This window comes from Streptomyces sp. NPDC054765 (genome assembly GCF_053612065.1).
The window spans coordinates 53,422-73,982 of record NZ_JBSHBP010000011.1 but is presented as its reverse complement, the minus strand read 5'-3'; the positions used below and the strand labels follow the sequence as shown (position 1 = coordinate 73,982).

Here is a 20,561-nt window from a genome sequence, read left to right as displayed (position 1 = left end):
GGTCATGACGGTCCGGGACCGGCGCCGCGCTCCTTGTACAGACTGATGGTGACCGTGCGGTCCTCGGCAACGGTGGAGTCGACCTTGCCGGCCAGTGCGGAGAGCACCGTCCAGGCGAAGGTGTCGCGCTCCGGGGCACGGCCGTCGGTCGTCGGGGCGGACACGGTCACCTGCAGCGCGTCGTCGATAAGGCGGAAGACGCAGCTCAGCACACTGCCGGGGACGGCCTGTTGCAGCAGGATCGCGCAGGCCTCGTCGACCGCGATGCGCAGATCCTCGATCTCGTCGAGGGTGAAGTCCAAGCGGGCTGCGAGTCCGGCCGTGGCCGTACGCAGCACGGACAGATAGGCACCCGCAGCGGGCAGACGGACTTCCACGAAGTCCTGAGTCCCGGGCTCGCCTGCGATCTGGGACACCCTCACCTCCAAGGTGGCACAAGCTGGTTGAGCTGGAAATGCGCGATATTCGCGTTGTTCGGGATATGCGTGCCGCTCTTTTCTCCCCTCGGACGAAAGGAGAACGATCCGGCGAGACACATGGTTCGGCTGTGACGCTATCGCGATCTGCGGGCCGGTGTCGCCCGGAAGGAGCACGGCTGCCGTCCGGCGGCGATCCGGCCCCGGGTCGCCCGGCGCCTTCACTGTCACTGATTGTAAAGCCACGGGTACGGACAGTGGCTAGGGGTGTGCACTGTCAAATCGATGCCGATTACGTTCCGTTGACACATGAGGCTCCCGCAAGGTTGTGCAGTGCCTCTCCAGTGAGCCGGAAGACCGTCCATTCGTCCATGGGCTGAGCGCCGACGGACCGGTAAAAACCGATGGACGGTTCATTCCAATCCAGGACTGACCACTCGAAACGCTCGTATCCGCGGGTCACGCAGATCTCCGCGAGGGCCGCGAGCAGCGCCTTGCCGTGGCCGCCGCCGCGTGCTTCGGGGCGGACGTACAGGTCCTCCAGGTAGACACCGTGCGTGCCCGTCCACGTCGAGAAGTTCCGGAACCACAGGGCAAAGCCGACCGGGGCGCCGTCGCCCTCCGCGATCAGCGCGAAGGCGGCCGGCTGCGGCCCGAAGAGGGCCTCCTCGAGCTGTGGCTCGGTGGCCTGCGCGGACTCGGGGGCGCGCTCGTACGCCGCCAGCTCGCCGATCATGGCCAGGATGACGGGGACGTCGTCGGGTCTCGCTTCGCGGATCATAGGTGAAGGCTAAACCGGTGCCCGGAGGTGCTTCACACCAGCTTCTGGTCGGTGAAGCACCAACACCAGGACTCGCCCGGTTCGAGCGTCCGCATCACGGGATGGCCGGTCTCCTCGAAGTGCCGGGTGGCATGCCGGTACGGCGACGAATCGCAGCAGCCGACATGGCCGCAGACCAGGCACTTCCGCAGCTGTACGGGGTGGCTGCCGACGGCCAGGCACTCCAGGCAGGTGGCGCTCAGGGGAGCCGGTTCGGGGCGCGGCAGTTCGGCTACGTGCGTGCACTCGCTCATGATGGCCAGGTTAGATCGCCGGGACGGGTGGCGAAGGATACGGGGACGGGACGGGTCCGATGGCTGTGATGCCGCTGTTTTTTCTGGTCGCGGGAAGCACGGCGGTCGCCGGGCTGGCACGCCGTACACCCGTCCCCGCGCCGCTGCTTTTGGTGACCGCGGGGCTCGCGGCGTCCTACCTCCCGGGAATCCCGGACTACACCCTCGATCCGCACATCGTGCTGCCGCTGGTGCTGCCCCCGCTGCTGCACAGCGCGGCGCTGGACGCCTCGTATCTGGATCTGCGGGCCAATCTGCGGCCGGTGGGGTTGCTGTCGGTCGGCTATGTCCTGTTCGCGACCTTCATGGTCGGCTATGCGGCGTACCTCGTCATCCCGGGTCTGCCGCTGGCCGCCGCGCTGGTCCTGGGGGCCGTCGTGGCCCCGCCGGACGCGGTCGCGGCCACCGCCATCGCCCGCAGGCTCGGTCTGCCGCACCGGGTCACCACGATCCTGCAGGGCGAATCGCTCTTCAACGACGCCACCGCGATCACCGTGTACAAGGTCCTGCTGGCCTCGGCCCTCGGGGCCGGCGCCACCTGGGGTGACGGGATCAAGGACTTCGCCGTCGCCTCCCTGGGCGGTATCGGCATCGGCGTCGTCCTGATGGTGCCGCTGCACTGGCTGCGCGTCCGGCTGCGCGAGTCGGCGCTGCTGGAGAACACCCTCTCGCTGCTCATCCCGTTCTTCGCCTACGCGGCGGCCGAGCAGCTGCATGCCTCCGGGGTGCTCGCCGTCGTCGTGGTCGGCCTCTACCTGGGGCACCGCTCCTGGCAGGTCGACTTCGAGACGCGGCTCCAGGAGGACGCCGTGTGGAAGGTGGTCTCCTTCGTCCTGGAGTCCGCGGTCTTCGCGCTGATCGGGCTGCAGCTGCGGGTCGTGCTGCGCGGACTGGGGGCGTTCAGCGGGGGGCAGGCCCTCTGGTATGCGGCCGTGGTCTTCTTCGTCGTGGTCCTGTCGCGCTTCGTGTGGGTCTTTCCCGCGACGTATCTGCCGCGCGCCCTTTCGGCCCGGATCCGTACCCATGAGCCGGATACGACCTGGAAGGCGCCGGTCATCGTCGGCTGGGCGGGGATGCGCGGTGTGGTGTCGCTGGCCATCGCGTTCTCCATCCCGCCGACGGTGCCCGGTGACGGTTCCTTCCCGGCCCGCAGCCTGGTGCTCTTCCTGGCCTTCACCACGGTCATCGCCACCCTCGTCATCCAGGGGCTGACGCTGCCGCCGCTGATCCGCGCGCTGAAGCTGCCCGATCCGGACCCCCAGGCCGAGACGCTCGCCGAGGCGCAGGCGCAGAACGAGGCGTCGCGCGCCGCGGAGGAGCGCCTGGAGGAGCTCCTCCGGGACGAGCGCAACGCCCTGCCGGGGCCGCTCGCCGACCGGCTGCGCACGATCATGGAGCGGCGCCGCAACTCCGTGTGGGAGCGGCTCGGCGCGGTCAACGAGGTGACCGGGGAGTCCGCCGACGAGACCTACCGGCGGCTGGCCCGCGAGCTGATCGACACCGAGCGGCGGGTGTTCGTCCAGCTGCGGGACGCCCGCCGGATCGACGACGAGATGCTGCGGACACTGCTGCGCCGGCTGGATCTGGAGGAGGCGACGGCCTACCGGGAGGGCACCGCCTCGTAGCCGGGGCGGGCCGCGGGCAGGGGGCAGCGGGTCACGGGCCGGGGCGCCACGCGGACGGACCGGGGACCGGCCGCGGCCGGGTCGGCCGGGTCGGCCGGGGCTGCCCGGCCGGGGGTGGCCGGCCGGGGGTGGCCGGGACGGCTCAGGGCGTGCCGGTGATCACGGCGGCCACCGTGCTGCCGGGGGCGAAGGCGCCCTCCTCGGCCAGCGTGGTCAGCCCGTACAGCAGCTTGGCGACGTAGACCCGCTCCAGGGGCAGCCCGTGCCGGTCCTCGAAGGCGTCCGCGAACGCGTCCAGTTCCACGCTGCGGCGGGCGTATCCGCCGCAGTGGAAGCGGCCGTCCAGCCGCCAGTCGCCGCGCGGTCCGCCGAACGCCGCGCGCTGCAGCTCGGCGACCGTCTCCTGGAGGAAGTGCGGGCGGCCGCCCTTGAGCACGGGAAGGCCGAGTGCCCGCTGCCCCGGCCCCAGCCCCGCGGCGAGCCCGGCCAGGGTGCCGCCCGTTCCGCAGGCCACCGCGACCGTGTCCGCGGCCCCGCGCAGCTCCCGGCCCAGCTCCGTACAGCCCTGTGCGGCAAGGGAGTTGCTGCCGCCCTCCGGTATGACGCGGAAGGCGCCGAAGCGCTCGTGCAGGGCGGTGAGCACGTCCGGGTCACCGGTGCGGCGGTAGCGGGCGCGGTCGATGAAGTGCAGCCGCATACCGTCGGCGGCGCAGCGGGCCAGGGACGGGTTGAGCGGTGCGCCGGCCAGCTCGTCGCCGCGGACCACACCGATGGTGTCGAAGCCGAGCAGCCGGCCGGCCGCCGCGGTGGCCCGCAGATGGTTGGAGTAGGCGCCGCCGAACGTCAGCAGCGCGCGGTCGCCCGCCGCGGCCGCGGCGCGCAGATTCGGCGCCAGTTTGCGGAACTTGTTCCCCGGCAGATCCGGGTGGATCAGATCGTCCCGCTTCAGCAGCAGGCGCACGCCCCGGCGGGCGAACCGCTCATCCTCGATCTCCTGGAGGGGGGAGGGAAGGCGGGACCGGAGGGCGGTGACGAGGTCTACGGGGTGGTTCACCCGTCCATTGTGGCCGCTGTGCTCGTGAAGCTCCCGGGCTCAGCCCACGGGTACAGCGCGGCTCCACAGCTCCTCGGAGTGCTCCGCGAACCGGTCGAACATGCCACCGCCCCCCTGGCGGCGCAGATGCAGCAGTGGCGAGTCATGGCCCACCAGTCGCGCCAGGTGGGGGGTCACAAGCGCGTCACTGTCGAACCGGAACACCGACAGTGACACGTGGTTTACCGCGTCTTCGGCGCTACTGAAACGCGTCTCCAGTCCAGGAAGGGCCCCCAATCGGCCCAGGTGTTCCAGAGTGATCCGGATTCGGGTGGACACGCTCAAGGCCACATCTTCGATCGCTTCCCGTTGCGTGGTGACTTCTCCAGCGGGGTCACCAAGAAGAATCCTGACCCGGCAGCCGGACTCGGCCTTGCGGCGTATCGCCTCGGTGAACCGGGGCACCTGGCTCCAGAAGAAGTAGTTCGTGTACCCGGCGAGGAACAGTTCCTCGCTGCTGTTCTCGACAAGCTCAGCCCATACGGTGGACGGGCAGGCGGACCGGTACGGATACGAGTGGACCAGCTCACGGTCATTGCCGGTCTTGATGCGGTCCTTCACTGCTCGGGGCCACAACAACTCTTCATCAACTCCCAACGCTCGGCAGGCGTCCTCACGATTGGTTGCGTGCGGTACCAGTCCGGCGTCAGCCAACCACCGCTCCACGGTCTTTCACTTGTTCAAGGGCGCGCCTGCGGTCTTCGGCCGGTCCCGTCCGGTCGGCCGCGGAGCCCGGCTCCCTCGCGTCCCTGAGGCGTGCGGGCGTCGCCACTCCGTATCAGGCCGACTCGTTTGCACTCTTGCTATGGCGCCGGCCGCTCACTTCAGCCGGGCGCCGATCCGCCCACGCAGCCAGTCCATGGTGAAGCCGCGCGGATCGACCTTGCCCGGCTGCCACTCCAGATGCCCGATCACCGAGCGCTCGGTCCAGCCGTGCGCCCGGCACACCGCTGCCGCGGCCTTCTCCAGCGTGTCCAGCTGGGCGGCCGGCCAGGGGTCCTTGCCGGTGCCGAGGTTCTCGCACTCGAAGCCGTAGAAGGCGGGGTTGCCGTCGGTGTCGGCCTCGTTGACCGGCGGCAGCCGCTTCTCGGCGATCACCGCGCGCAGTACGTCGCCGTCGCCGAGGCCCGCGTGATTGGCGCGGCCGTAGCCGACCAGATGGAGCGTGCCGTCCTTGGTGATCACGCCATGGCACAGCGGCCCCGGCAGGTCCGGGCGGCCGTCGTGGCAGAGCCGGACGGTGCTCGCGGCGCCGGTGGTGGCGGTGTGGTGCACCATCACGCCGTGCACCGGGCCCCACGGACCCTTTGTGTTGCGGTTGTGCGTCTCCCAGCCGGCGATCTGGTCGACCCGCAGCCCTTCGGAGGTGAGCGCGTCGAGGAACCGGGCGGCGGACAGGGGTACGGACATGGCCCACTCCGATGCGGACACGGCGGCCGCCGACCGCGCACCGCCTCATGTCTCGCTTGTACGGGACGGGGCCGTGCGAGGGGAGGGGAACGGCATAAAGCGGACCAGCCGTTCGGGGAATGTGCGAGCGGTTTCGGCCGGTCACCGGTCACCGGTCACCGGGACCCGCCCCGGCCCCGGCCGTCCGCCGGGGCAGGGCGTGCCCCGTGCGGGGCCGGGCCGTGCGCTACCCGCTCGTGTGCAGGAACGCGTCCCCGTGCGCGTTGACGTGCGCCTCCAGGGTGTTGAGCGCGTCCTGGGTCGCCTCGGGTGAACCGCTGCCCCGCCGCTCGGCGAAGTACGCGGTGCCCAGTTTTCTCAGTAGTTCGTTGCCGGCGCGGTTCTGCTGCACCTCGTCGACCTTCTGCTTGCCCTGCGCCAGCCCCTGCCGTGCCTGCTCCTTGGCGCGGTCGAGAAACCCTGACATGTGCCACCTCCGTGAGGTCCGTGTCGTAAGGGATCAACGGCGCGGACGGCCGTGGGGTTCCCGTGCCAGGCTGGGGGACATGGGCGAAGAGCGCGACACGGGTGGGCCATCCGGCGTATCGGGCGGATACCGCGAGCGGGCATCCGGGCCGGCCGGCGCGGTGCTCTGGACCCGCACGACACCGCCCTCGGGCCGGCCGGTGCTGCCCGACGGCTGTACGGATCTGATCTGGAGCGAGGACCGGCTGCTGGTGGCGGGCCCGGACACCGGGCCGTATCTCCCGGAGGGCGGCGTGCCCGGCGCCCTCCCCTGGGGAGGTACCCGCATCGTGGGGCTGCGCCTCGCACCGGGCCAGGGCCCGGCCGTCTTCGGTGTACCGGCCCATGAACTGCGCAACCAGCGGGTGCCGTTGGCGGACCTGTGGCCCGCCGGCCGGGTACGGGCGCTGGCGGGGCGGCTGGCGGCGGCCGGGGCGGCGAGCGGTGGCGGCGGTGTGGGCCGCGTCCTGGCGGAGACCGCCGCGGGCCGCCTCCAGGACGCCGCGGCAGGAGGCCGTACCGCCGCCGTCGCCGCGGCGCTCGCCCGCGGCCGCCCCGTCGCCGAGGTGGCCCGCGCCGTCGCGCTCAGCGAACGCGGGCTGCACCGGCTGAGCCTGGACGCGTTCGGCTACGGCCCCAAGACCCTGGCCCGGGTGCTCCGGTTCGTCCGCGCGCTCGGTATGGCGCGTTCCGGGATGCCGTACGCACAGGTCGCGGTGTGCGCCGGATACGCGGACCAGTCGCATCTCGCCCGCGAGGTGAAGTCACTGGCGGGGGTCCCGATGGGGGTGCTGCTCGCCCCGGGTTAGCGTGTCCGTCATGGACTACCAGGCCGTTCTCGAGGAGGTAGCGGCCCACGCCAGGCCGTATGTGCGACAGGGCCGTGTCGCCGACTACATACCGGCGCTGGAGCGGGTGTCGGCGGACCGCTTCGGGATCGCGGTGGCCGATATCCACGGTGAGGTGTACGGGGTCGGCGACTGGGAGGTCCCGTTCTCCGTCCAGTCCCTCTCCAAGGCCTTCTCACTGGCGCTGGTGATGGCGGAGAGCCATAGCGGTCACGACGACATCTGGCGGCGGGTGGGACGCGAGCCGTCCGGTACGCCGTTCAACTCGCTGGTCCAGCTGGAGGCCGAGAACGGCATCCCGCGCAACCCGTTCATCAACGCGGGCGCGCTGGTGGTCACCGACCGGCTGCAGACCCTCACCGGCGATGCCAGTACCTCGATGCTGCACTTCCTGCGCGAGGAGAGCGGCAACCAGGATCTCGCCTTCGACCAGGCGGTGGCCGACTCCGAGGCCGAGCACGGCGACCGCAATGCCGCGCTGGCGCATTTCATGGCGTCCTTCGGCAACCTGGAGAACCCCGTCCCCAGCGTCATCGAGCACTACTTCTGGCAGTGCTCGATCGAGATGAGCTGCCGGGATCTGGCCGTGGCCGGCGGCTTCCTGGCCCGTCACGGGCTGCGTGCCGACGGCAGCCGGCTGCTGGAGGCCCGCGAGGCCAAGCGGATCAACGCGGTGATGCTGACCTGCGGGACCTACGACGCCGCCGGGGAGTTCGCCTACCGCGTCGGGCTGCCCGCGAAGAGCGGTGTCGGCGGCGGCATCATCGCCGTCATCCCCGGCCGCTGCACGCTGTGCGTATGGAGCCCCGGGCTGGATGCCCGCGGCAACTCCGTGGCGGGCGCCGCGGCGCTGGACCACTTCACGACGCTGACGGGATGGTCGGTGTTCTGACGGCCCCGGCCGCCCCCGTGCGGGCCGGCCGGCCGGGAGCCGGTCCCCGGCTGCCGTTGTGGCCGCCGACCCGTCGGCGCATCGTGGGCGTAGGAGGTGCACGCCATGGAGCACGAGATGCGCGCCGAGTACGAGGAAGGCGTTCTGCCGCATGCGGACACGCCGGTGAAGATCTGGCACATGGTGCGGCTGGACGGCACCACCGCGATGTGCGGGCGCGAGCTGGCACCGGCCGCCGCCACCCAAACAGCCGAGGTCTGGGGCACGGTCCAGGGCGAGCCGTTCTGCCACAGCTGCGGTGCGATGTACCTGCGCGAGCACCCCGGGGACATCGGCTAGCCAGTACGGCCGGCGTACTCAGGGCCGGTCCGCGGATCATGACCGGGGCCCCGGCCGGCCGGAGCGCCCGGCCGTTCGCCGGGGCAGCCGCCCGTCCCTCACGGCAGCCGCCCGTCCCTCACGGCAGCGGCCGGCCCCCTAAGGCAGCGGCGCGAACAGATCGACCCCATGGCCGTCCGGGTCCTGCACGACGGCGTAGCGCTGTCCCCAGAACGCATCCCATGGCGGCTTCTCGCCCGTGTACCCGGCGGCGGTGAGTTCCGCGTAGACCGCATCGACCCCGGCGGGGCCGGCGCACTCGAACGCGAGGCCCGTAGGGGTGCCGTCCTGCGGCGGTGTCCAGTCCGGGTCGATGGCACGTGCGGTCTCGTGGGTGTCCCACATCAGCCGCAGACCGCCGGGGAGCTGTGCCTCGGCGTGCGGGGCGCGGTCGGCTCCGGAGGGGATGTCCAGGCCGAGGCGGCGGTAGAAGGCGAGGGCCGCGGCCATGTCGGCCACGGCCATGCCGATGGCCGCGAACCGTGGTGCGGAGGGTGTGGTCGCGGTCGGTGCGCTGGCGGAGGAGGGGGAAGCGGCGGAGGAAGACGTCGTGGTCATGCGGCGAGCGTAGGCAGCCGGGCGGGCCGCGGTCTTGGACGAATCGGACGCGGTGCCGCCCGCAGCGCTCACGGGCAGCGGATGACCTGCCCCGCATACGAGAGATTGCCGCCGAAGGCGAACAGCAGCACCGGGTCACCGGAGCTGATCTCGCGCCGCTCGACCAGCTTGGACAGGGCGAGCGGGACGGATGCCGCGGAGGTGTTCCCGGAGTCGACGACGTCCTTGGCGACCACTGCGTTGACCGCGCCGAGCCGCTCCGCGACCGGCTCGATGATCCGCAGGTTGGCCTGGTGCAGCACCACGCCGGCAAGGTCGGCCGGCGTGATCCCGGAGCGCTCGCACACCTTGCGGGCGATGGCCGGCAGCTGGGTCGTCGCCCAGCGGTAGACGGTCTGGCCCTCCTGGGCGAACCGGGCCGGCTCACCCTCGATCCGGACCGCGCCGCCCATCTGCGGCACCGAGCCCCACAGCACCGGACCGATCCCCGGCTCCGGCGAGGCGCTGACCACCGCGGCGCCCGCGCCGTCGCCGACCAGCACACAGGTCGAGCGGTCCGTCCAGTCGACGACCTCGGTGAACTTCTCCGCCCCGATGACCAGCGCATGGGTCGCGGAACCCGCGCGGATGGCGTGGTCGGCGGTGGCCAGCGCATGGGTGAAGCCGGAGCAGACGACGTTGAGGTCCATCGTGGCGGGGGCGTCCAGGCCGAGCCGGGCGGCGACCCGGGCCGCGGTGTTCGGGCTGCGGTCGGTGGCCGTGCAGGTGGCGACCAGCACCAGGTCGATGTCCTGCGGGGCCAGGCCGCAGGCCGCCAGCGCCTTGGCCGCGGCGGCGGACGCCATGGAGTCCACGGTCTCGTCCGGGGCGGCGACATGGCGGGTGCGGATGCCCACCCGGCTGCGGATCCAGGCGTCGTCGGTGTCGACGATCTTGGCGAGGTCGTCGTTGGTGAGCACGCGGGAGGGCTGGTAATGGCCGAGAGCCAGGACACGTGACCCGGTCATGAAATCCCCTGTACGTGGGTGGGCGGAATATCACCAGTCTCGCCCCTCGGTGCCGGTCGGCGGCTGCGTGAACTGCCAATGTTCTGTCGCCAGAACTGGAGACAGTTGTCAGAACCGGCGAGCCCTTCGTGCGCTGCGGGCCCGCGGGCGCCCCGTACGGCGCGGGGCGCCCGCGGGCGGCGGGGCGGAATCACACAGGGGCAGCAGCCCGCCCGATCCAACGGCAGAGCCACGGCCTCCCGGGAGTATTGCTCCGCTCGCGGGCGCGTCCCGGAAGCGCCGGCCACCAGGGCTCCCCACTACCGCGACAGCGCCCGGAAGCGGCGCAGCCGCAGGCTGTTGCCGACCACGAAGACCGAGGAGAACGCCATCGCGGCCCCGGCGATCATCGGGTTGAGGAGCCCGGCCGCGGCCAGCGGCAGCGCCGCCACGTTGTAGCCGAACGCCCAGAACAGGTTGGTCCGGATGGTGCCGAGCGTCGCGCGGGCCAGCCGGATGGCGTCCGCCGCGGCGCGCAGATCGCCCCGTACGAGGGTCAGGTCGCCGGCCTCGATGGCGGCGTCGGTGCCGGTGCCCATCGCCAGCCCCAGGTCGGCACGGGCCAACGCGGCCGCGTCATTGACGCCGTCGCCGACCATGGCGACCGAGCGGCCCTCGGACTGCAGCCGTGCGACGACCGCCACCTTGTCCTGGGGGAGCACCTCGGCGATCACCTCGTCGATGCCGACCTCCGCGGCGACCGCCGCCGCGACGGCCTGGTTGTCGCCGGTCAGCAGCACCGGCGTCAGCCCCAGGGCCCGCAGCCGGCGCACCGCCTCGGCGCTGGTGGGCTTGACCGCGTCGGACACCACCAGCACCGCGCGCGCCGCGCCGTCCCAGCCGACGGTGACCGCGGTACGGCCCGCGGCCTCGGCCGCGGCCTTGGCGGCCGCCAGCTCGGGCGGCAGGAACTGCGACCACTGGTGCAGCAGCTGCTCGCGGCCCACCAGCACGGCGTGCCCCTCGACCACGCCCCGCACCCCCAGGCCCGGGACGTTCACGAAGTCCTCAGGGGTGGGCAGGGCGCCTGCCGCCGCGTCGCCGTCCCCGGTCCGCTGCGCCGCGCCGGTGGCGACGGCGCGGGCGACGGGGTGTTCGGAGGCGTGCTCCAGCGCGCCGGCCAGCCGCAGCACCTCCGGCTCGGTGACGCCCTCGGCGAGATGGACCTCGGTCAGCGTCATCACGCCGGTGGTGACCGTGCCGGTCTTGTCCAGGACGACGGTGTCCACCCGGCGGGTCGACTCCAGCACCTCGGGCCCCTTGAGCAGGATGCCGAGCTGGGCGCCGCGGCCGGTGCCGACCATCAGGGCGGTCGGGGTGGCCAGCCCCAGGGCGCACGGGCAGGCGATGATCAGGACGGCGACGGCGGCGGTGAAGGCGGCCACCGCGCCCGCGCCGGTGACGAGCCAGTAGCCGAGGGTGGCGAGGGCGAGCGCGATCACGACCGGGACGAAGACCGCGGAGATCCGGTCGGCCAGCCGCTGGGCCGCGGCCTTGCCGTTCTGTGCGTCCTCGACCAGCCGCGCCATCCGCGCGAGCTGGGTGTCCGCGCCGATCCGGGTGGCCTCGACGACCAGCCGGCCGCCCGCGTTGACGGTGGCGCCGGTGACGGTGTCACCGGGGGAGACCTCGACCGGGACGGACTCGCCGGTGAGCATCGACGCATCCACGGCGGAGGTGCCCTCCACCACCGTGCCGTCGGTGGCGATCTTCTCCCCGGGCCGTACGGTGAAACGGTCGCCGACCCGCAACGCGGAAGTGGGGACGCGGACTTCACGGCCGTCGCGCACCACCGCGACGTCCTTGGCGCCCAGCTCCAGCAGCGCCCGCAGCGCCGCGCCCGCCTTCCGCTTCGAGCGGGCCTCGAAGTAGCGGCCCGCCAGGATGAAGGTGGTGACACCGGCCGCGGCCTCCAGATAGATGCTGCCGCCGCCGTCGGTGCGGGCGATGGTCAGCTCGAAGGGGTGCGTCATCCCGGGCATGCCCGCGGTGCCGAAGAACAGCGCCCACACCGACCAGCCCAGTGCGGCGAGAGTGCCCATCGAGATGAGGGTGTCCATCGTGGCGGCGCCGTGCCGCAGATTGGTCCAGGCGGCCCGGTGGAACGGCCACGCCCCGTACGCCACCACCGGAGCGGCCAGGGTCAGCGAGAGCCACTGCCAGTTGGTGAACTGCAGGGGCGGCACCATCGCCATCAGCACCACCGGGACCGAGAGGGCGAGGGAGATCAGCAGCCGCTGACGGAGCGGGGCGAGGCCGTCGGCGCCGCCCCGGTCCGCCGCTTCGCCCCGGCCCTCGCCACCGGCGGGTCCGGTGGTGTCCGGCGCCGCGGCCGGCGGCTCCGGGAGGACCGCGGTGTAGCCGGTCTTCTCCACGGTGGCGATCAGGTCGGCGGGCGCCACGCCGCTGCCCTCCGCGAGGGTCACCATGGCCTTCTCGGTGGCGTAGTTGACGGTGGCGGTGACCCCCTCCATGCGGTTGAGCTTCTTCTCGATGCGGGCGGCGCACGAGGCGCACGTCATCCCGCCGATCGCCAATTCGACGCCATGCTCTTCGACCGCCGTGGTCATGACTGCTCCTCGGTGTGCTGCGAGTGCGCGTTTCCCCCTCTGGGAACCATATACCCCCCTAGGGTATTCCCAGGGGCGTCACTGCGGCGCATCCTCCTCCCCGCTCTTCTCGCCCCCGCCTTCCGCCGCCCCGGCCACCCCCACCGCACGGCTCACCCGGCCGCCCATCGCCCGCAGATACGCGGCCAGCTCCGGCGGTTCGTGGACGGTGAACTCGTGCCCCAGCGCGGCCAGCCGGAGGGCCAGCCACTCCAGCGAATCGGGGGTGCTGTGCCAGCGGCACGACGCCTCGTCGACCGCCACGACCTCGCCCCCTGCCGGGCCGCCCAGTCGGGCGGCCACCTCCGCGGCCGGCGCCCGCACGGTTGCCACCGCCCGGTGGGACGCGTGCATCCCCTGTATCTGCTCCCGGACATAGACGCCCGCGTCGGCGGCGGGCAGCTCGCGCGGCGGGGTCCGGACGCCGGTGGGGAACGGCTCGCTCAGCCGGTCCACCCGGAAGATCCGCCAGTCCTCGCGGTCGTTGTCGTACGCCACGAGATACCAGCGGCGCCCCGAGGCGACCAGGCGGTGCGGCTCCACCAGGCGCTTGCTGTGGGGACCCGCGCCCGCCCGGTAGCGGAAGCGCAGCCGCTCGTGGTTGGTGATGGCGGCGGCGAGCACCGTCAGATGCTCCGGGTCGACGGTCGGGCCGTCGCCGGCCGGCATCGGGACGGTGGCCGTGCCCAGTGTGCCCACCCGCCGCCGCAGCCGGGCCGGCAGCACCTGTTCGAGCTTGGCCAGCGCCCGTACGGACGCCTCCTCGATGCCCTCGACGGCGAGGCCGGCGGCCGAGCGCAGGCCGACCGCGATGGCCACCGCCTCCTCGTCGTCCAGCAGCAGCGGCGGCATCGCGGTGCCCGCGGCCAGCCGGTAGCCGCCCTCCGGGCCCATCGTGGCGTGCACGGGATAGCCCAGGTCACGCAGCCGCCCGATATCGCGGCGGATCGTCCGGCAGGTGACCCCCAGTCGTCCGGCCAGCTCGCTGCCGGGCCATTCGCGCGGCGTCTGCAACAGGGACAGCAGGTTCAGCAGGCGCGCCGATGTCTCACTCATGGGACCGATGATGCCGGTGCCTGTAGGGCCGAAGCTGTCCTGAAGCGGATCTGTGGTCCCGCCCCTCCGTACGGCAAAGCGCCGGCCAACCGAGCGTCTGCGCTCCGCCTCGCTGCGTAAAAACAACCGCTTTGCCGTACCGCTCACGGCCTCCCGCGGGCCATACTGGCCCGGTGTCGATGATCAGCAACCTCCGCAAGGCCGTCCGGCTGCCGCAGCCGCGCACCCGGGGGGTCGACCTCAGTCACCCGGCGCGCTCGCCGCTCGGCACCGCCGTGGTGAACTGCGCGGTGTACGTGGACGGCGTGCGGCAGGACGGCAACCACCCGGCCGATGTGGCCATCCGCCGGGTCCGTGAATCCGGCAGTGGATTTGTGTGGATCGGGCTGCATGAGCCGTCCAAGAAGGAATTCTCCGGAATTGTCGAGTTGTTCGGGCTGCACCCGCTCGCCGTCGAGGATGCGGTCCACGCCCATCAGCGGCCCAAGCTGGAGCACTACGACGACTCGCTGTTCACCGTCTTCAGGACCGTCCGCTATGTCGAGCACGACCGGCTCACCGACACCAGTGAAGTCGTCGAGACCGGCGAAATCATGGTCTTCACCGGTACCGACTTCGTGATCACGGTGCGGCACGGCGGGCATGGCTCGCTGGGTCCGCTCCGTGAGCAACTGGAGTGCGTGCCCGAACAGTTGGCGCTCGGCCCGTCCTCCGTGCTGCATGCTGTCGCCGACCTCGTCGTGGACGACTACCTCGATGTCGCGGCCGCCGTCCAGGTCGATATCGACGACGTCGAGAGCGAGGTCTTCTCCGTGCGAGGCAGCGGCGGGGCCGGCCGGATCTACCAGCTCAAGCGCGAACTGCTGGAACTCAAGCGCGCGGTGGCTCCTTTGGACCGGCCGATGCAGGAGCTGGCGACCCAGCCGATGACACAGGTCGAACCCCGGATCAAGACGTACTTCCGGGACGTCGCCGACCACCTCGACCGGGTCACCGAGCAGATCACCGCCTTCGACGAACTGCTCAACTCCATACTCCAGGCCCATCTCGCCCAGGTCGCCATCGCCCAGAACGAGGACATGCGCCGGATCAGTGCCTGGGTCGCGATCCTGGCCGTACCGACCATGGTCTGTGGCGTGTACGGCATGAATTTCGACCATATGCCGGAAAAGCACTGGACGTTCGGATATCCGCTGGTGATGGTGCTGATCGTGGCCCTGTGCTGGGTGATCCACCGCGGCTTCAAGCGGAACGGCTGGCTCTAGGACGTCTCCGGCGGGCGGTGCCGGGCCGGCTCCGGGCCGGGGCCGCCCGCTACCGCCCCGCCACCTGCCGCGGCCGGGCCGCGCACCACCCCACCGCGATCTGCGGCAGCAGCAGCGCCAGCAGGACCGTCAGCGGAACCGTCCAGCTGCCGGAGAGGTCGTGCACGGCGCCCAGGACGGCCGGGCCGGTGGCGGCGAGGACATAGCCGAAGCACTGGGCCATGCTGGAGAGCTGGGCGGCGTGCCGGGCGTCCGGCGCACGCTGCACGATGAACAGCAGCGCGAGGCTGATCGCCGCGCCCTGGCCCAGGCCCAGCAGCACCATCCAGAGGTAGACGCCGGAGGCGGGCGCGGCCAGTACCCCCGCGAAACCGGCCGCGCACAACACCGCGCCGACGGCGGCCAGTACACCGGCCCGCAGCCGGCGGCCGACGACGACCGGGGCGAGGAACGAGCCCGTGATGCCCAGCAGGGAGGAGAAGGAGAGCATCCACCCCGCGTCGCCCGCGCTCATCCCGGCGTCCGTGAGCATTGTCGGCAGCCAGGCGGCGGCCGCGTAGTAACTCAGCGACTGCAGGCCCATATAACCGGTGACCTGCCAGGCCAGCGGATCGCGCCACAGCCCGCGTACCGGGTGCGCCGCCGCGCGCGCGGCCGCCGCGGGCACCCGCGTACGGCTACGGACCTGCGGCAGCCAGCAGACCAGCGCCAGGGCCGCCAGCCCGCCCCAACAGGCGAGCGTGGTACGCCAGTTCAAGCCGGCGGCCTGCTGGACGGGCACCGTGACCCCGGCCGCGAGCGCGGCCCCGCCGAACAGCGACATCGAATACAGACCGGTCATCAGCCCGGCCCTGGCCGGGAAGTCCCGCTTGATCAGGCCGGGCAGCAGCACATTGGCGACCGCGATCCCCGCGCCGATCACGACCGTCCCGGCGAACAGCGCCACGATGGAGTCCAGCAGCCGCAGCGCGGTGCCCCCGCAGATCAGCGCCATGGTGCCGAGCAGCGACCGCTCCATGCCGAACCGCCGTCCCAGCCGCGGCGCGACCGGTGCCAGCAGGCCGAAGCACAGCAGTGGCAGCGCGGTGAGCAGGCTCGCGGCGGCGGCCGACATCCCGCTGTCGTCGCGCAGGGTGCCGACGAGTGGGGAGACGGCGACCAGGGCCGGGCGCAGATTCAGGGCCAGCAGGACGACGCCGATGCCGAGGTGGAGGGCGCGGCGCCCGGTGACACCGGCCTGCGCTCCGGCCGCCGCGGCAACCGGCCCGCCGGGTATGCCGGTACCGGTCGCCTCCGGGCAGACCGCCGGTCCTCCGTGTGTGCCGGCGGCGGGTGCTTCTGTCACGACTGCGGGTCCTCCGTGTGTGCCGGCGGTGGGGCCTTCTGCCGGGACCGCCGGTCCTTCGTATGTGCCGGCATCGGGCCCGTCCGCCACGACTGCCGGTCCTCCTCCGTCACCCATGCGCGTCGTCTCCGGGGTGGGCGGTGCGGCTGCGGTCCCGGCCGTGGGGCTCCGCGGGCGGCTCGCGCAGGGCGTTCATCGCCTCCGTGAGGTGCGCCAGCGCGGCCCGTTCGGCGGCCTCGGCGTCCCGTGCCTCGATGGCGTCGACGATGGCGGTGTGCTCATCGAGCTGATGACGGACCGCTTCGGGCAGCGAGGTGCCGAGCACGGCCTGCAGTGTGCCGCGCAGCGCATCGCTGAGGTGCTCGTACAGCTCGGCCAGCACGCCGTTGTGTGCGGCCGCCGCCACCGTGCGGTGGAAGTGCATGTCCGCGTCGATGAAGGCAGCCACCTCGCCGCTCTCCCAGGCCCGGCCGCGCTCGGCCAGCGCGCCGCGCAGCGCGGCGAGGTCCTCGTCGGTCCGGCGCTCGGCGGCATAGCGCGCGGCATCCCGCTCCAGGCAGGCGCGCACCTCGTACGCCTCCAGGTTCTCGGCCTGCCGCAGCCGCCGCTGGACGGCCGCGCCGAAGCCGCTGCTGGCGCGGACATAGGTTCCGTCGCCCTGCCGCGGCTCCAGCATCCCGGTGTGCACCAGCGCGCGGACCGCCTCGCGGACGGTGTTGCGCCCGACGTCGAGCTGCTCCACCAGCACCGGCTCGGCGGGGATCTTCGTGCCGACCTCCCACTCGCCCTCGGCGATCAGCCGCTCCATCTGCTCGATGACCAGATCGACCAGGCTGGTGCGGGCGGTGCTGTGCAGCGGCATCGACGCCGTCCTCCCTCTTCACGTCTTTCGCGGGAGCCGTTCTCCGCGGCTCCCGGGTATCTTTTCCACCGGTGATGGGAACATCCCATGTTTGGTCGCGTCAAACGCGCAGGGTTACCCTGAGGTCGCCGATGATCTCGGGAGACACATGGACGAGCGGGGCCGCCGGGCGGCACCCTGGCAGGGGCAGTGGCCGGCGATCGGTGTGGTGGCCGCGGGCGGCGCGATCGGCGCCGTGGCCCGGTACGGTGCGGCACTCCTCTGGCCCACCGGCAACGGCACCTTCCCCTGGACGACCCTGACCGTCAACGCCGTCGGCTGTGCGCTGATGGGCGTCCTGATGGTGGTGATCACCGAGATCCGGCCGGCCCACCGGCTGGTGCGTCCCTTCCTCGGCACCGGCATCCTCGGCGGCTTCACCACCTTCTCCACCTACGCCGTCGACATCCAGCGGCTGGTCGGCGCCGGCCGGCCGGCCGAGGCCCTGGCCTATCTCGCCGGCACCCTGCTCATCGCGCTCGCGGCCGTATGGGGCACGGTGACCGGTACCCGTGCACTTCTCCAGCTGAGGCGGCGGACGGCATGACACACGGCATGACACACGGCATGACACACGGCATGACACACGGCACGGCACACCCGGGCGGCACCCCTGCGCTCCGGCTCACGGTCCTCGTCGGCGAAGAGGACGTATGGCACCACAAACCGCTGTACGCGGAGATCGTGCACCGCGCGCGGGGGGCCGGTATGGCCGGTGCCAGCGTCTTCCGGGGCATCGAGGGCTTCGGTGCCTCGTCCATCGTCCACACCCAGCGCCTGCTGTCCCTCAGCGAGGAGCTGCCGGTGGCGGTCGTCGTCGTCGACACGGAGGAGCGGGTGCGGGCCTTCCTCCCGCAGCTGGCGGAACTCCTCGCCGACGGCGGGCTGGTGACGCTCGATCCGTGCGAGACGCTCTCCTACCGGCGGACGGACGGTACGGGACCGGGGACGGGCGGTACGGGACCGGGGACGGGCGGTACGGGACGGGGGACGGGCGGTACGGGACCCGGGGTGGGCGGGCGCGGGTGAACTGGCTGCTGGTGGTGGCCGGTGCCATGGTCGGGGCGCCGCTGCGCTACCTCACCGACCGCTATGTGCAGTCCCGGCACGACGCGGTCTTTCCCTGGGGGACCTTCACCGTCAATGCCGTCGGGTCGCTGGTCCTCGGGCTGCTGACCGGTGCGACCGCCGCCGGTGCCGCCTCCTCGCATGTCCAACTGCTGATCGGCACGGGGCTGTGCGGTGCCCTGACGACATATTCGACGTTCTCCTACGAGACGCTCCGGCTCGCCGCGGACCGGGCACGGGCGAGTGCGTTGGCCAATGTCGTGGTGACCGTGCTGACCGGGCCGGCGGCGGCGTTCGCCGGGGTGGCCGCCGGACAGGCGATCTGGGGCTGACCCCGCCCGGGGCCGCCCGGACGGACGAAAGCGGTGGGGCTCCGGAAGGAGCCCCACCGCACGGGCGGTACAGCAGGTGCGAGGGCTGGTGGGGTACGAGCGCCGGCCGCCAGGACCCGGCTCTCGACAGCCCCCGGCCGTGCGGATCCGGCCACCGTCAGCTCGGTCAGATCCGTCGGCCACCGCCGAACTTCGTTACGCCACAAGGCCTGCCGGGCAGGTCAGGAGGCCTTGCCGAAGTGGACGTCCGCCAGGCCGTTGGCCCAGAGCTGGTTCACCTGGGCGCGCTCGTTCGCGTCCGGCTGGGTGTTCTGGCAGGACGGGCCGGGGCCGCCGCCGGACATCAGCTCGCTGCACGGACCCTCGTAGTGGTCCGGCAGGCCCAGCACATGGCCGGTCTCGTGCGCGGCCACGCGGGTGGAGTTGTACTCCTGGTTCTGCTGGTAGTCCAGGAAGACATAGCCCTTCCCGTGGCCGTCGGTGCTGGCGTACGAGCCACGCGAGTCGTTGCCCTCGCGGTACTGGAAGTCGCCGCCGCTGCCTTCCTGCAGCTTCACGTTCTGCACCGCGCTGTTCCAGATCGACGCGCTCTGCGCTATCTGGTTCGCGAAAGTCGGGGCGGCGCTCGCGTCATAGGTGACGGTGACCGAGGCCGCGTCGGGGTGGGCCTTCATCTTGGCCTTGGCCGACTTCAGCACGGCTTCGAAGAACGCCTTGGTGTCGGCCTTCTCGGCCGCCGAGCCGTTGTAGGCCGCGATCGAAGCGGGGGTGCTGCGGGGGGAGTTGGCGGGGGAGGAGAGAGCGGAGGGGGAAGCTGCCGAAACCGGCGCCGCGGCTGCGAGCGCGGCGGCGAGGCCCAGACCGAGCGCCGCCGACAGCGCCGTCTTGGGAGATCTCATGTGGGGGCTCCTTCATTTCCGAGGGCCGTACGGTCGCCGTGTGGGGCGGCGACCGGGGCCCTGCGGATTTCTTGGTGCCGTTGAGTCTGGACGGAGTTCACCTGGAAGACAGAGATGGCAGGTGGCGATAGCACCAGCCAATACCCCGGAAAAAAGAGCGCGTTCCCACAGGTTTGAGAGTCTGGTGTGACGTATGCCGACGTCGTTATGCTCCGGACGTGGAGCTCGAGGTACGGCATCTTCGCGCAGTGTGCGCCATCGCGGACTCAGGGAGCGTACGCAAGGCGGCCCGGCAGCTCGGCATGACCCAGCCTTCCCTGACGACCCAGCTCCACCGCATCGAGAAAGCCCTCGGTGGCCAGCTCTTCTTCCGCGAACCGACCGGCAGCCGGCCCACGCCACTGGGGCATTCCGTCCTGTGCCGGGCCCGGCCGATAGTGGCCGAAATGCAGGCACTCATTGACGAGGTTGCCTCGGCCTCGCACCGCGACCAGAGTGCACGGCTGCACATCGGCAGCACCAACAGCCCCGCCGTCGCCGGGTGGCTGCGCCGGCTACGGGTCCGGCTGCCGCGGACCGACACCACGATAAGAACCGATGTGTCCGCGAATGCGCTGCTCCACATGGTCGCCACGGGACAGCTCGACGCCGCTTTCGTCCACGAGGTCGAGGGTGCGCCCCTACGGGTCCCCGAGGGGCTGACGGAGCACGAACTCATCGCCAGAGAGCCGCAGTTCATCGCCGTGTCGGACACCCATCCCGCGGCGGCCCGGACGGTCATCCGGGTGGCGGACCTCGCCGACGACCAGTGGATGGTCGACCCGACCGTGGACGGCGAATGGGCGGGACTGCGCCGCATCTGGGCCGCGGCCGGCATCAACCCCCGTGTCGTGCACGGCGACTACCTCACCACGGTGGACCTCGTCACGGCCGGCGAGGTGGTGACCCCCTGCCAGCCGACCGCCCGCCTCCGGCACGGCATGGCGATCCGCCCCCTGTACGGCGACCCGCTGGCCGTCCGCCTCTTCATGGCCTGCCGCCAGGACGGCACCCCCGCCGCCTGTGCCGACGACCTGTTCGCCGATCTGACCGCCTCGTACATGGAGACCGCCTGGGCGAGCGAGGCCTACCGGACGTGGCTCGTCCAGCACAACGGGCCGCTGTCGGTGGGGACATAGGCGAGTCCGGGGGCGAACGACGGCC

At 72.0% G+C, this 20,561-nt stretch carries 23 protein-coding genes; 9 read left to right on the top strand and 14 right to left on the bottom strand.

Annotation, left to right across the window (positions count from 1 at the left end):
- Positions 1-2: 2 nt before the first annotated feature.
- The 3 genes from ACWGJY_RS10205 to ACWGJY_RS10195 form a co-directional block, all read right to left on the bottom strand.
- On the bottom strand, positions 3-416 hold the full coding sequence (locus tag ACWGJY_RS10205) for an ATP-binding protein (protein WP_003985353.1): 414 nt from the start codon (positions 414-416) through the stop codon (positions 3-5).
- A gap of 292 nt (positions 417-708) precedes the next feature.
- Positions 709-1,197, bottom strand: coding sequence for an N-acetyltransferase family protein (locus ACWGJY_RS10200; protein WP_453260320.1), 489 nt, complete (start codon positions 1,195-1,197; stop codon positions 709-711).
- Positions 1,198-1,229: 32 nt separating this feature from the next.
- The gene (locus ACWGJY_RS10195; RefSeq protein ID WP_453260319.1) at positions 1,230-1,490 is read right to left on the bottom strand and encodes a UBP-type zinc finger domain-containing protein; all 261 of its coding nucleotides are present in this window, start codon (positions 1,488-1,490) and stop codon (positions 1,230-1,232) included.
- A gap of 59 nt (positions 1,491-1,549) precedes the next feature.
- Here ACWGJY_RS10195 and ACWGJY_RS10190 point away from each other — a divergent pair, with 59 nt between their 5' ends.
- On the top strand, positions 1,550-3,154 hold the full coding sequence (locus tag ACWGJY_RS10190; RefSeq protein ID WP_453260318.1) for a Na+/H+ antiporter: 1,605 nt from the start codon (positions 1,550-1,552) through the stop codon (positions 3,152-3,154).
- Positions 3,155-3,296: 142 nt separating this feature from the next.
- On the opposite strand, the gene ACWGJY_RS10185 is transcribed toward ACWGJY_RS10190, so the two are convergent.
- The 4 genes from ACWGJY_RS10185 to ACWGJY_RS10170 form a co-directional block, all read right to left on the bottom strand.
- Entirely contained in the window at positions 3,297-4,208 is a 912-nt protein-coding gene (locus ACWGJY_RS10185) for a 1-aminocyclopropane-1-carboxylate deaminase/D-cysteine desulfhydrase (protein ID WP_453260317.1), read from the bottom strand.
- A 39-nt stretch (positions 4,209-4,247) separates the two neighbouring features.
- Positions 4,248-4,826 carry an XRE family transcriptional regulator gene (locus ACWGJY_RS10180; RefSeq protein WP_453260379.1) on the bottom strand — a complete coding sequence of 193 codons (579 nt, stop codon included), beginning with the start codon at positions 4,824-4,826 and terminating at the stop codon, positions 4,248-4,250.
- A gap of 240 nt (positions 4,827-5,066) precedes the next feature.
- On the bottom strand, positions 5,067-5,657 hold the full coding sequence (locus tag ACWGJY_RS10175) for an N-acetylmuramoyl-L-alanine amidase (RefSeq protein ID WP_453260316.1): 591 nt from the start codon (positions 5,655-5,657) through the stop codon (positions 5,067-5,069).
- 226 nt (positions 5,658-5,883) lie between these two features.
- Positions 5,884-6,123, bottom strand: coding sequence for a hypothetical protein (locus ACWGJY_RS10170; RefSeq protein WP_453260315.1), 240 nt, complete (start codon positions 6,121-6,123; stop codon positions 5,884-5,886).
- Positions 6,124-6,202: 79 nt separating this feature from the next.
- Here ACWGJY_RS10170 and ACWGJY_RS10165 point away from each other — a divergent pair, with 79 nt between their 5' ends.
- The 3 genes from ACWGJY_RS10165 (at position 6,203) to ACWGJY_RS10155 (ending at position 8,240) form a co-directional block, all read left to right on the top strand.
- Positions 6,203-6,970, top strand: a complete 768-nt coding sequence (locus ACWGJY_RS10165; RefSeq protein ID WP_453260314.1) for a helix-turn-helix domain-containing protein — start codon at positions 6,203-6,205, stop codon at positions 6,968-6,970.
- Positions 6,971-6,980: 10 nt separating this feature from the next.
- A complete protein-coding gene (locus ACWGJY_RS10160) occupies positions 6,981-7,901 on the top strand; it encodes a glutaminase (RefSeq protein WP_453260313.1) in 921 nt (306 codons plus the stop codon).
- A 105-nt stretch (positions 7,902-8,006) separates the two neighbouring features.
- On the top strand, positions 8,007-8,240 hold the full coding sequence (locus tag ACWGJY_RS10155; RefSeq protein WP_453260312.1) for a hypothetical protein: 234 nt from the start codon (positions 8,007-8,009) through the stop codon (positions 8,238-8,240).
- A 138-nt stretch (positions 8,241-8,378) separates the two neighbouring features.
- On the opposite strand, the gene ACWGJY_RS10150 is transcribed toward ACWGJY_RS10155, so the two are convergent.
- The 4 genes from ACWGJY_RS10150 to ACWGJY_RS10135 form a co-directional block, all read right to left on the bottom strand.
- The gene (locus tag ACWGJY_RS10150; RefSeq protein ID WP_453260311.1) at positions 8,379-8,837 is read right to left on the bottom strand and encodes a VOC family protein; all 459 of its coding nucleotides are present in this window, start codon (positions 8,835-8,837) and stop codon (positions 8,379-8,381) included.
- 68 nt (positions 8,838-8,905) lie between these two features.
- Complete coding sequence (locus tag ACWGJY_RS10145; protein ID WP_453260310.1) at positions 8,906-9,844, bottom strand: beta-ketoacyl-ACP synthase III; 939 nt, start codon at positions 9,842-9,844, stop codon at positions 8,906-8,908.
- A 299-nt stretch (positions 9,845-10,143) separates the two neighbouring features.
- Positions 10,144-12,453, bottom strand: a complete 2,310-nt coding sequence (locus tag ACWGJY_RS10140; RefSeq protein ID WP_453260309.1) for a heavy metal translocating P-type ATPase — start codon at positions 12,451-12,453, stop codon at positions 10,144-10,146.
- A gap of 78 nt (positions 12,454-12,531) precedes the next feature.
- A complete protein-coding gene (locus ACWGJY_RS10135) occupies positions 12,532-13,548 on the bottom strand; it encodes a helix-turn-helix transcriptional regulator (RefSeq protein ID WP_453260308.1) in 1,017 nt (338 codons plus the stop codon).
- A 179-nt stretch (positions 13,549-13,727) separates the two neighbouring features.
- Between ACWGJY_RS10135 and ACWGJY_RS10130 the strand changes: the two genes are divergently transcribed.
- Positions 13,728-14,813, top strand: coding sequence for a magnesium and cobalt transport protein CorA (locus ACWGJY_RS10130; RefSeq protein ID WP_453260378.1), 1,086 nt, complete (start codon positions 13,728-13,730; stop codon positions 14,811-14,813).
- Between the two features lie 49 nt (positions 14,814-14,862).
- Here the strand turns inward: ACWGJY_RS10130 and ACWGJY_RS10125 are convergent, their stop codons facing one another.
- Together ACWGJY_RS10125 and ACWGJY_RS10120 are read right to left on the bottom strand one after the other, a co-directional pair.
- Positions 14,863-16,158: a CynX/NimT family MFS transporter gene (locus ACWGJY_RS10125; RefSeq protein WP_453260307.1), complete on the bottom strand. Its 1,296-nt coding sequence runs from the start codon at positions 16,156-16,158 to the stop codon at positions 14,863-14,865.
- Positions 16,159-16,267: 109 nt separating this feature from the next.
- Entirely contained in the window at positions 16,268-17,020 is a 753-nt protein-coding gene (locus tag ACWGJY_RS10120) for a FadR/GntR family transcriptional regulator (protein WP_453260306.1), read from the bottom strand.
- 148 nt (positions 17,021-17,168) lie between these two features.
- Here ACWGJY_RS10120 and crcB (ACWGJY_RS10115) point away from each other — a divergent pair, with 148 nt between their 5' ends.
- From crcB (ACWGJY_RS10115) to crcB (ACWGJY_RS10105), 3 genes are read left to right on the top strand one after another with little or no spacing between them, the layout of a single operon-like run.
- Complete coding sequence (gene crcB / locus ACWGJY_RS10115) at positions 17,169-17,606, top strand: fluoride efflux transporter CrcB (RefSeq protein ID WP_453260305.1); 438 nt, start codon at positions 17,169-17,171, stop codon at positions 17,604-17,606.
- A 32-nt stretch (positions 17,607-17,638) separates the two neighbouring features.
- Positions 17,639-18,088 carry a DUF190 domain-containing protein gene (locus ACWGJY_RS10110; RefSeq protein WP_453260304.1) on the top strand — a complete coding sequence of 150 codons (450 nt, stop codon included), beginning with the start codon at positions 17,639-17,641 and terminating at the stop codon, positions 18,086-18,088.
- The gene (gene crcB / locus ACWGJY_RS10105; RefSeq protein WP_453260303.1) at positions 18,085-18,459 is read left to right on the top strand and encodes a fluoride efflux transporter CrcB; all 375 of its coding nucleotides are present in this window, start codon (positions 18,085-18,087) and stop codon (positions 18,457-18,459) included. Before ACWGJY_RS10110 ends, crcB (ACWGJY_RS10105) begins: the two co-directional genes overlap by 4 nt.
- Before the next feature lie 221 nt (positions 18,460-18,680).
- On the opposite strand, the gene snpA is transcribed toward crcB (ACWGJY_RS10105), so the two are convergent.
- A complete protein-coding gene (gene snpA, locus ACWGJY_RS10100) occupies positions 18,681-19,358 on the bottom strand; it encodes a snapalysin (RefSeq protein ID WP_453260302.1) in 678 nt (225 codons plus the stop codon).
- A 218-nt stretch (positions 19,359-19,576) separates the two neighbouring features.
- Here snpA and ACWGJY_RS10095 point away from each other — a divergent pair, with 218 nt between their 5' ends.
- The gene (locus tag ACWGJY_RS10095; protein ID WP_453260301.1) at positions 19,577-20,536 is read left to right on the top strand and encodes a LysR family transcriptional regulator; all 960 of its coding nucleotides are present in this window, start codon (positions 19,577-19,579) and stop codon (positions 20,534-20,536) included.
- Positions 20,537-20,561 lie beyond the last annotated feature (25 nt).